At 69.8% G+C, this 8498-nt stretch carries 13 protein-coding genes; 11 read left to right on the forward strand and 2 right to left on the reverse strand.

Annotation, left to right across the window (positions count from 1 at the left end; all coding sequences use genetic code 11):
* Nucleotides 1-116: 116 nt before the first annotated feature.
* Nucleotides 117-374, reverse strand: coding sequence for a GntR family transcriptional regulator (locus ACWEVS_RS45585; RefSeq protein ID WP_452557415.1), 258 nt, complete (start codon nucleotides 372-374; stop codon nucleotides 117-119).
* A 407-nt stretch (nucleotides 375-781) separates the two neighbouring features.
* On the opposite strand from ACWEVS_RS45585, the gene ACWEVS_RS45590 reads away from it, so the two are divergent.
* The gene (locus ACWEVS_RS45590) at nucleotides 782-1144 is read left to right on the forward strand and encodes a hypothetical protein (RefSeq protein ID WP_452557417.1); all 363 of its coding nucleotides are present in this window, start codon (nucleotides 782-784) and stop codon (nucleotides 1142-1144) included.
* A 141-nt stretch (nucleotides 1145-1285) separates the two neighbouring features.
* Here ACWEVS_RS45590 and ACWEVS_RS45595 read toward each other — a convergent pair whose 3' ends face one another.
* Complete coding sequence (locus ACWEVS_RS45595) at nucleotides 1286-2068, reverse strand: GntR family transcriptional regulator (RefSeq protein ID WP_452557419.1); 783 nt, start codon at nucleotides 2066-2068, stop codon at nucleotides 1286-1288.
* A gap of 83 nt (nucleotides 2069-2151) precedes the next feature.
* Between ACWEVS_RS45595 and ACWEVS_RS45600 the strand changes: the two genes are divergently transcribed.
* The 10 genes from ACWEVS_RS45600 to ACWEVS_RS45645 form a co-directional block, all read left to right on the forward strand.
* Nucleotides 2152-2508, forward strand: a complete 357-nt coding sequence (locus ACWEVS_RS45600) for a hypothetical protein (protein ID WP_452557421.1) — start codon at nucleotides 2152-2154, stop codon at nucleotides 2506-2508.
* Nucleotides 2505-2756 (forward strand): hypothetical protein, encoded by a 252-nt coding sequence (locus tag ACWEVS_RS45605; protein ID WP_452557423.1) that lies wholly within the window; start codon nucleotides 2505-2507, stop codon nucleotides 2754-2756. The genes ACWEVS_RS45600 and ACWEVS_RS45605 overlap by 4 nt, the downstream gene beginning before the upstream one ends.
* Before the next feature lie 665 nt (nucleotides 2757-3421).
* Nucleotides 3422-4300 carry a hypothetical protein gene (locus ACWEVS_RS45610; RefSeq protein WP_452557425.1) on the forward strand — a complete coding sequence of 293 codons (879 nt, stop codon included), beginning with the start codon at nucleotides 3422-3424 and terminating at the stop codon, nucleotides 4298-4300.
* Between the two features lie 11 nt (nucleotides 4301-4311).
* Nucleotides 4312-4515 carry a hypothetical protein gene (locus tag ACWEVS_RS45615; RefSeq protein WP_452557427.1) on the forward strand — a complete coding sequence of 68 codons (204 nt, stop codon included), beginning with the start codon at nucleotides 4312-4314 and terminating at the stop codon, nucleotides 4513-4515.
* Nucleotides 4512-4940: a hypothetical protein gene (locus ACWEVS_RS45620; RefSeq protein WP_452557429.1), complete on the forward strand. Its 429-nt coding sequence runs from the start codon at nucleotides 4512-4514 to the stop codon at nucleotides 4938-4940. Before ACWEVS_RS45615 ends, ACWEVS_RS45620 begins: the two co-directional genes overlap by 4 nt.
* On the forward strand, nucleotides 4928-5704 hold the full coding sequence (locus ACWEVS_RS45625; protein ID WP_452557431.1) for a hypothetical protein: 777 nt from the start codon (nucleotides 4928-4930) through the stop codon (nucleotides 5702-5704). Before ACWEVS_RS45620 ends, ACWEVS_RS45625 begins: the two co-directional genes overlap by 13 nt.
* Entirely contained in the window at nucleotides 5701-5892 is a 192-nt protein-coding gene (locus ACWEVS_RS45630; protein WP_452557433.1) for a hypothetical protein, read from the forward strand. The genes ACWEVS_RS45625 and ACWEVS_RS45630 overlap by 4 nt, the downstream gene beginning before the upstream one ends.
* An 8-nt stretch (nucleotides 5893-5900) precedes the next feature.
* Nucleotides 5901-7466, forward strand: coding sequence for an AAA family ATPase (locus ACWEVS_RS45635; protein WP_452557435.1), 1566 nt, complete (start codon nucleotides 5901-5903; stop codon nucleotides 7464-7466).
* Nucleotides 7467-7603: 137 nt separating this feature from the next.
* Nucleotides 7604-7789, forward strand: a complete 186-nt coding sequence (locus ACWEVS_RS45640) for a hypothetical protein (protein ID WP_452557437.1) — start codon at nucleotides 7604-7606, stop codon at nucleotides 7787-7789.
* A gap of 175 nt (nucleotides 7790-7964) precedes the next feature.
* Nucleotides 7965-8498 (forward strand): helix-turn-helix domain-containing protein (locus ACWEVS_RS45645; protein WP_452557439.1); only part of this gene is annotated, 534 nt, incomplete at its 3' end.

The raw sequence follows: 8498 nt of genomic DNA on the forward strand, positions 1-8498 counted from the left end.
CCACTCCAGGCTCGGCCAGCGGGCTCCCCAGACCTACGAGACAGCCTTCCACTCAACATCATCTACGCTGGCATCAGCTGCATAAGCCGTGTCCAGTCTTCGGGTGGAACCCCCGCCTACTCGCTCTTCGGCCACCGCTCTTGAGGGCTCACGAACGTCCCGCGCGCCTGGATCGTGAACACCCACCCCTCATCGCGAAGCGCCGCGACCGCCTGGCGCACGGTCTCCCGAGCAACCCCGTGGATCTGCACCATCCTCGCCTCCGAGGGAATCGGCGTCATCGGCTCCAGCTTGCCCTGCCGTATCTGCCGTATGACGATTTCCACGATCTGCCGATACTTCGGCGTCGGGTTGAATGGGTCCACCACGTCCATGATCGTCAACGTACTGGTCATGGGAGACGCCCTCTTCGTGCGCTACGTTGACCACGAGGTAGACGTGGCAGACGAGGTCGTATGCTCCTGAACTCCGGTCGCCGTCGAGGCCCCACCGCCCGACGGCGACCGGTCTATTGGGGCTCCAACGGAACGCCGCTCGGCGTGAACCTCCGCCCCCTTCGCGCATCCCACCCCATGCATTCGCATCCACACCTGGAGTCACCATGCGCCCCCTTGTCTCCGTTGCCCTCCTCGCGTCGCTCGCCGCCGGCTGCGCCAGCACCGGCGCCACAGCCACCGTCCCCCTGGAGAAGCCAAGCGCCACCGCGACGCCCACTCCATCAACGCCACCCGCCCCCGCTAGGGTCGGTGCCACCCAGGAAGGACAGGCCCCCGGCTCAGCCGTGAAAGCCACCGTCCTGCGAATACGGCAACCTTTCACCGCCGTCGTCCCCGGCCTGCCCGAGCGCGCCGGCCGCGAGTACATCGGCATCGAGGTCCGCATGTGCATCGCCAAGAGCGAGGGCTCCCCGACGAACGTCTCCTGGGGGCCGTGGTCGATCGAATTTGCCGACGAGACCGTCGAGCAGGCGATGTCCTCGTGGGGCCCGGAGTGGTGGGACGTCCCCCTCTACCCCAACGGCCGCCAGGTCCAAGAGGGCCGATGCGTGCGCGGCTGGATCCCGTTCGAGGTACAGAAGGGCGCCAAGCCCCGCACGGTCTCCTACCAGCCCAGCGACATGACCCTGGAGTGGCAGGTCAAGTAGCCCTCGGGACATGCCAGAGCCCCGGCGTCTCTACGTCGGGGCCCGCTGCTGTCCGCGCTATGACGTGGGCACGTCGAACTCGCCGGCCTTCGCGCCGGCGAGAAACGCACGCCACTCGCCGGGAGTGAACTCGCAGGTCACTCATCGGCCCTCCTCGGCAGGCCTGCCCATCTTGCCGCTGTACACCAAGAGGAACCGGTCCCCAGGGATCACGATGTCGGCCGTCTCGACCGCCAGCTCGCCGCTGTAGTACGTCCGCCTGATCGTCACCATGACGCTGCCCGGCGCGTGGTCGAGGCGCTGACACTCCTGGGTCGTACCAAGGCGAGCGCTGACCTCCTCAACCCAGTCGTCGATCGGGTAGCCGATCGACAGCATCCGCTCGGCCACGCCGCGGCCGGCGAGCATGCCGTCCTCGGGCAGTACGACCGGTGTACCGCTGGTGAGGGCGAGTGGCTCCCAGCTCGTCGACAGCATCGCGGGCTCGTCATCTGCCCTGAACAGGTAGTCGGTGCGCACCACGTCCTCGAGGTCGCCGGCCTCGGCGAGGCCCAGGCGCTCGCGGATCTCCGGGGGAGCGATCGTGGTCTGCGACTCGCAGGACCAGGCGGCCTCGTGGCCTTGCCGCTCCATGTCGGCCTTGAACGGCGAGCCGTACGGCGTCGTCCGATACCAGGCCCTGATCAGGGGCTGGACCTTCGGCCGGCCCCGCACGAACGTGCCGGATCCGGCGCGGGAGATGACGAGGCCCTCGCTCTGGAGTGCGCGGATGACGCTGTGCGCGGTGTTGGTGGCTACGCCGTACGTCCGCACGAGGTCGGGGATCGACGGGAGCCGGTCCCCGACGGCCAGTTCGCCGGATGCGATGAGGGCGCGCAGGTCATCGGCTATGCGCTGGGAGGGTGGCCGCTCGTCATTTTCCACATGAGTAGCTTGACATCCTTTCTAGGAAGGTTGCAACCTAGTGAGAAAGCAGTCCATCCTTCCTAGAAAGGCTGGCGGTCGGGATGTACCGACAGTCGCTCCCCCCGACCACCGAAAGCCCGGCCGCCGCCGCCCTCTGGGCCCGCGAGATCGCCCTCCACGAGCGGCCCGACCTCGCCGACAACGCCGAGAAAGCCATGCGCGAGCTCGTGACGCAGGCCGTACGGCGCACCGGCACCGACCAGCTCGTCCACGCGGCGATCGAGATCACTGATCGCGGCCTGTCCCTGACCGTGAAGGACCCCGGCCGACCCGACCTGTTCGGGGGGCGCGAGTGGGCCGAGATCAGCACCCTCACCACGTCGTTCCGTACGAGCAGCGGACCCGACGGGCACGAGGCGTGCGTCGAGCTGCGCACCACCCTGGCGGCAACGCTATGACCAGCGACAGCGTGAGCGTCGAGCCTGAGGGCCAGGACGACGATGAGCCGGAGGCGGAGCCCGAGCCGTTGGAGTGGCACCCCTCCCTGCTGTACGGCGTCCCCGGCTACGGGGTCTTCGTCGACGAGCCGCCCGCGACGCCTTACCGGTCGACGTTCGACGAAGGCGCCTTCGTTAGGCGGGTGGCCGACCTGGGCCTGGCCGCAGTCGAGCGCCTCGATGAGGTGGCCAAGCGGCAGAACCCCTGAGCTCCCGGCCTGCCGCCTGCGAACGGCTGCAGGTCGGGCTCCAACCTCGCACCTCCCCATCGGGGGTGAGGTGTGAGGCCCAGATAGACGCCCGGCGCAACCCAGTGCCGGGCCACTCTCGGGCCTCCGGCCGAGGGAAGTGCGGTCGGAGGCCCCACGTGCCCCCTTGAATGTCCGGAGTGCTGACCGGACACCGGCCCCGCCCGACGAGAAGGGCGGGGCCACCCAGACCCCGGCGTGTATCCCAGCGGCTCACACCCACTGCCGCGCGATCTCCGCGCCGGACGGCCTCCCGCCCATCAGGTGACCGGGCGGGAGGCCACCACACCAGACCAACCAGACAGAGCACGCCAAAGCGGCCCTCGACCAGCGACTCCACCGCCAGCCGAGGGCCCGAACACCCCGCCAACCGATCACAGCGGAGACGGAGCAGTGAAAGAAGTACACGACGGCGCCATGCCCGCGCCAGAGAACGCCAGTTCGGCACTGACCGAGCCCGCCGACGAGCAGCTCGTCACGGGCCAGGTTCCCGGACCCGATCACCCCGCTGAGGATGATCCGGCCCCCGGCGAGCCGCCCAGGAGGAGGCGGCCGAGGAGCCGAAGAGGCGCGTCAAGGAGTGGTGGAAGCGCCGCCAGGCCAAGCGCCGCGCCGGACGCCCACCCGTGCCGGCCGCGACGGATCGCTCGTTCTGGGCGATCACCGGGGTGGCCGTCCTCGGCCTTCTCGTCGTCGGGATCGTGGCCGTCGGCCTGAACACCTCCCTCGGCCCCCTGCGGGATACGGCGCTCGTTGCGCACATCGAGCCAGGGGCGGCGCGGCTGTGGTGGATCGGTATCGATGGGCTGATCGTGGTGGCGATCGTGGCAGCGATGATCTTGCGTCACGACCCAGCGGCACGCCGGTATGCCCTCGGAATCGTGGCGATCTTCACGGCCGCGTCCGGCCTCCTACAGTTCCTTCACGGGCTCGGCTGGACCACTCCTGACACCCGATCGGGCGAGGTCGGCCCGCTGCCATGGCAGGTGGTCGCGGTCATCGCGGTGTTGGTGATCGGCACTATCTTCTGTGGCACCCACCTGTTCGTGTATGTGTTGCGCTACCTCTTCCCCCGCGCCCTCTCTGACCAGGCGCGATCCTCCGTCGAAGGGCCAGCCGGACCCGTCGTGCGGCAGCCCGAGAGCATCGATGCCGAAACGGACACCGGGGACGGATCGGCAGAAGAAGGGCGATCGGGTGAAGGTGAGCAGCCGCTCCCCGAGCCCGACCCGGTCAAGGTCGCCGCCCTCGTCTACGCTGCCTGCCTCGACGCCGATGTGAAGCTCTCACGCGAGCGACTGGCCAAGATCGCCAAGATCTCCGAACGGCAAGCGGGCTACGTCCGGACCGACGTCGAAATCGAGCGCGCCGAGACGGCCGAGCGTGAGCGCCTTGCCGCCGAACAGGAACAGATGGATCCCGCCGAGACGGTTCGGCAGACCTCGCTTCACAGCGGCAAGAAGATCAACGGATCACCCGCTCAGGCCGATCCGGTCGCGGGCTGAGGGAGGCCACCATGTCCGCATCACTCGCTCAAGGCGTCCTCGCCGTCCTCTTCCTGATCATCGCCATCTGCACGTTCATGCTCCAAGGCAAGCAGTGGATGACGTTCATCCCGGCCGTCCTCTTCGGCATGTTCTTCGGCGGCACCGAGTGGGGCGCCGGCATCATGCGCTGGGTCAGCAGCATCGCCATGAACCTGTTCCGGAGCATGTCGTGACCGGCCCCGCGATCCGCGTCTTCCTTCTCCGCTGGTGGGCGACCCGGCCCAGCTGGGTCGGCATCCTCGCGATGGTCGCCGGCATCCTTATCCTCGGCATCATCACGGACCTGTCCACCGCCGCGTGCATCGGCATCGTCATCGGCGCCTGCACGGCCGGCACCGCGCTCCTGGCCGCCTGTGATGCGTACGCGGACGTGCACGGAATCCCCGACAACCCGGACGCCGACGACGAACCGCAGCGCGCCGACGACGGCGCCGACGAGCCTCCAGCCGTGGCAGCACCAGCCCCCGCCCCCGAAGACGCCGACGAGCCGCCCACCCGGGCGCCCGTCTACGCCCTCGACGACCAGCTCGAACCCGGCCGGTATGTCCGGCTCACGCCGCGAGATGACGGTGAGGAGACCGAGCCATGGCCGGGCTAGAGCTGGTCGTCGTCGCCGCCGTCGGGGCGGGCATCGCGGTCGTCGCCAAGATGTCCGACGGCCGAAAGCGGACGGCCAGCGACGGCAAAGGCCGGGTCCCCGGGGCGGGATCGCTGCTGGTCAAGGCGTACAACAGCAGCGGCGCCACCCCGGTCGCCTCGACGAGGTTGTCCGAGGCCGGCGCCGAGCTCGCCGGCCGCGGCACGGGTCGCGCGGTGCGGGCCATCCGCCGCGCGAGCAAGGCCGCGAACCAGCGCATGGCCGCCAACCACACGGTCAGGCGAGGCAGGTGGGAGGCCCGGTGGGCTGAGCGGCAGACCCGCCGCCCGGCCGAGACGGTCCTCGATCGGTGGCGTGCCACCCGCGGCCAGGTCGGCGAGCGCCACCTGGGACGGCGCGCCGTGGCCCGCGCTCGCCTCACCCTCGGCCTGCCCGCCCAACCGGCCACCCCGGCCGCCGGCCCTCAGCCCACTCCGAACCCCCGACCCGAGCAGGCCGCACCCGCACCCCCAAGCCCGCCGGCACGACCTACACCCTCATCTCGCACAACTCCTTCCGGAGGCACCACCATGACCGCAACCACCGACGCCCCGCAGACGGCCCCCGAGGGGGCCGTCGCCCCGCTGGACTGGCAGGTGATGATCGACCGGGTCAGGAACTTCGTCCCTGAGAGCGACAGCCATCTCCTGGAGTTCATGAAGGCCGAGGCCGCTGGCATGGTCGCCTACGCCGAGGCCTCGAAGATGCGCGCGAGACGTGTGTGACCGAGATCGGCCTCGACCCCACCGCTGTCTCGGGCATCACGGCCTACAGCGAGCAGGTCAGCGCGGCGTCCGCGCAGATGTCCGATGCCATGACCCAGTTCTTGACCGTCTACGGCCAGGTGTTGGAGTTGGCCGCGTCCGGCGTGGTGATGCCGCACAACGGCCGGTTCATGACCGGTCAGTTCTAGGAGATCCTGTGTCGCTCGACCTGCAGCCCAGCCCGCCGCCCGCCGAGGAGGAGGCCACGCCCAGGCGTGGCCCGATCCGGCGTGCCGTGGGCTGGGTACAGCGTGACCACCTGCGCCGCGGCCCCATCCCCGTCATGGCCGGCGCCGTCGTCCTGGCCGAGATCGCCCACCATGTCGAGGCGCCCGCACTGCTTGGGCTGCCGGTGACCGCGGTGGCCACGATCGGCATGTACGCCCGCGAGATGACCCTGCCTGGCCAGCGCCGGCCAGGGCGTGCGGCGGTCGCCACCGCGGCGAGCGGGCTGTGGCTGACGGGCGCGACCGCGTGGGGTGTCACCGCAGGTGTCGAGGGCGCCCCGGGCCTGATGAGCGTGATCGGGGCGGCCACGGCCGGGTTGACCTACTGGGCGTACCGCACAGATCCGGAGATCGTTGCAAAGATCGCATGGGAGCGGGCCCGCGCTGACTGGCACCGTCGCGCCTACCTGTACGGGCTCGGCGGCTCTCACCTGCTCGACTGGCGGGAGACCAGGCTCGGCGAGCAGTTCGAGATCGACACGCGTGGCACGGGCAAGCGCGCCTCTCACCTCGCAGGCGCTGACCTGGAAGAGCGCATCGCCGAGGTGGAGATGCTGCCCACCTCCCGCGTCACCACGCGACCAGGCGGGATCGCCGGGCGACTCGTGATCAGCATCCGCTACAAGGACCCGTGGTCGAGCGTCTTGCCTCACCCACTGCTCGACGCCACACCGGAGATCGTGCTCCCGCAGATCGCCGACGCCCGCGAGCCCATCGTCATCGGCATGGACCCCGAGACCGGCCGCCCCCTCACCGTCACCCAGTGGGACGAGGAGGGCGCCAAGCGCACGATGATCGTAGCCATCACCGGCGCGGGCAAGTCGGTGACCCTGAACAGCATCATCGAGCGACTGACAGCCGCCGACAACGCCTTCGTCATCGGCATCAACGTGTCCAAGGCCAAGGAGATGCGGCGCTGGCGGCCCGCCCTCGGCGCATCCGCGTGCGGCCCTGCGCAACGGCAGCGGGCCTACCACCTGCTGCGCATGGCCCGCCACATCATCGACTACCGCGGCATGCAGGAAGACGGCGACGAGGCCACCGTCGAGCCCACCCGCGAAACCCCGCTGGTGCCCGTCGTGGTCGACGAGATGGACGAGCTGCTCAAGCACGGCGACCGGCTCGGCATGGCCACCCGAGCCGAGATGGAATACCTCTCCACCAAGGGCCGGTCAGAGGCCGTCTCCTGGGTTCTGGTCGGCACCCGCGGCACCGCTCAGTACACCGGAGGCGGAACGATCCGGAATATGGCTGACGAGGCCGTCCTCGGCCGGGTCGCGCGCCGGTCGGAGATGGCGCATGTAGCCGGCGAACTCGGCATGGTGTTGCGCGACATGGCCAAATACGGCGAGGGCCACGCCGGCGTGCAGCTGGTAGCCGACCTGTCGGCCAGCCGCTGGAACACCGTCCGATCCTGGTACCTCAAGAGCCTGTCCGACATCGACCGGCTTGCCCGCGGCCGCCGCGCCGCGCCGCGCCGCTGGAGCCGGGCCTGATGGCCTACCTCAACGAGCAGATGGGCGCCGAGCTGGTGGCCGATCTGCTCAGCCTGGAGCCGTCCTCACGCGCGGTCCGACCGCGACCGCGCCCCGCCCCTTCCCCGCAGCCTGCGGCTTCCCCCACGGAGCGCACCATGCCTGACGACATCCTCGACCGTGCCGCCGAGCAGCGCGCCCACGCCAAACCGGCGCTCGCCGCCGGCCGCCTGGACACCAGCTTGACCGAGGGCGAGCGCCGCGCGTTGGCCATCACCCGCCGCAAGGAAGCCGCCCAGGCATGTCCGATCGCCCCACGGTATTGCTTGGTGGGCTCGCTGTGAACCGGGATCGTGATTTGTGAGCCCCCCTGTGAGCCCTGCTCACCGCCCGGCTAGTGTCATGCGCCTGAAATTCGGCGGATAAGTTCTTATCATTTGGCATATGGGAAATCCGGGCCCGTCGGCCCTAGAGATCAAGTTAACGAGCACGGAGCGAGCTCGGCTGCATGGTTTGACGGTGGATGCGTCGGGACTGGCCAGCCGAGCGCGGATCGTGCTGGCCTGCGCCGAACCGGGTGCCAGTAACGCGCAGGTGGCGCGGGATCTCGGGATGAACGTGGCGACGGTGCGCCGGTGGCGCGCCGCTTACGCGCGGGGCGGGATCGATGCCCTGCTGGACAGGCCCCGAACCGGGCGGCCCAAGGCCGGGCTGACGGTCACCGAGGAAGAACGGGTCACGCTGCAGCGGTGGGCGCGCCGAGCCAAATCGTCGCAGGTCCTGGCGATGCGGGCGAAGATCGTGCTTGGCTGTGCGGACGGCAAGGACAACCAGCAGATCGCTGCCGAGCTGCGAGTGCATCCGGACACGGTCTCCAAGTGGCGCTCGCGCTTTCTGCGGCTGCGGCTGGACGGGCTGATCGACGAGCCGCGACCTGGCCGGCCACCGTCGATCACCTTGGACCAGGTCGAGCAGGTGGTGGTGGCCACCTTGGAACAGACACCGACAGGCGCCACACACTGGACGCGGGCCTCGATGGCCAAGCGCAGCGGG

The organism is Nonomuraea sp. NPDC003754, assembly GCF_053605785.1.

Excerpts from the sequence above, each read along its gene's own strand:
- ACWEVS_RS45605 (WP_452557423.1), top strand. The coding sequence starts at position 2,505 with ATGACCAGCGACAGCGTGAGCGTCGAGCCTGAGGGCCAGGACGACGAT.
- ACWEVS_RS45600 (WP_452557421.1), top strand. The coding sequence starts at position 2,152 with ATGTACCGACAGTCGCTCCCCCCGACCACCGAAAGCCCGGCCGCCGCC.
- ACWEVS_RS45640 (WP_452557437.1), top strand. The coding sequence starts at position 7,604 with ATGCCTGACGACATCCTCGACCGTGCCGCCGAGCAGCGCGCCCACGCC.
- ACWEVS_RS45585 (WP_452557415.1), bottom strand. The coding sequence starts at position 374 with ATGGACGTGGTGGACCCATTCAACCCGACGCCGAAGTATCGGCAGATC.
- ACWEVS_RS45615 (WP_452557427.1), top strand. The coding sequence starts at position 4,312 with ATGTCCGCATCACTCGCTCAAGGCGTCCTCGCCGTCCTCTTCCTGATC.
- ACWEVS_RS45625 (WP_452557431.1), top strand. The coding sequence starts at position 4,928 with ATGGCCGGGCTAGAGCTGGTCGTCGTCGCCGCCGTCGGGGCGGGCATC.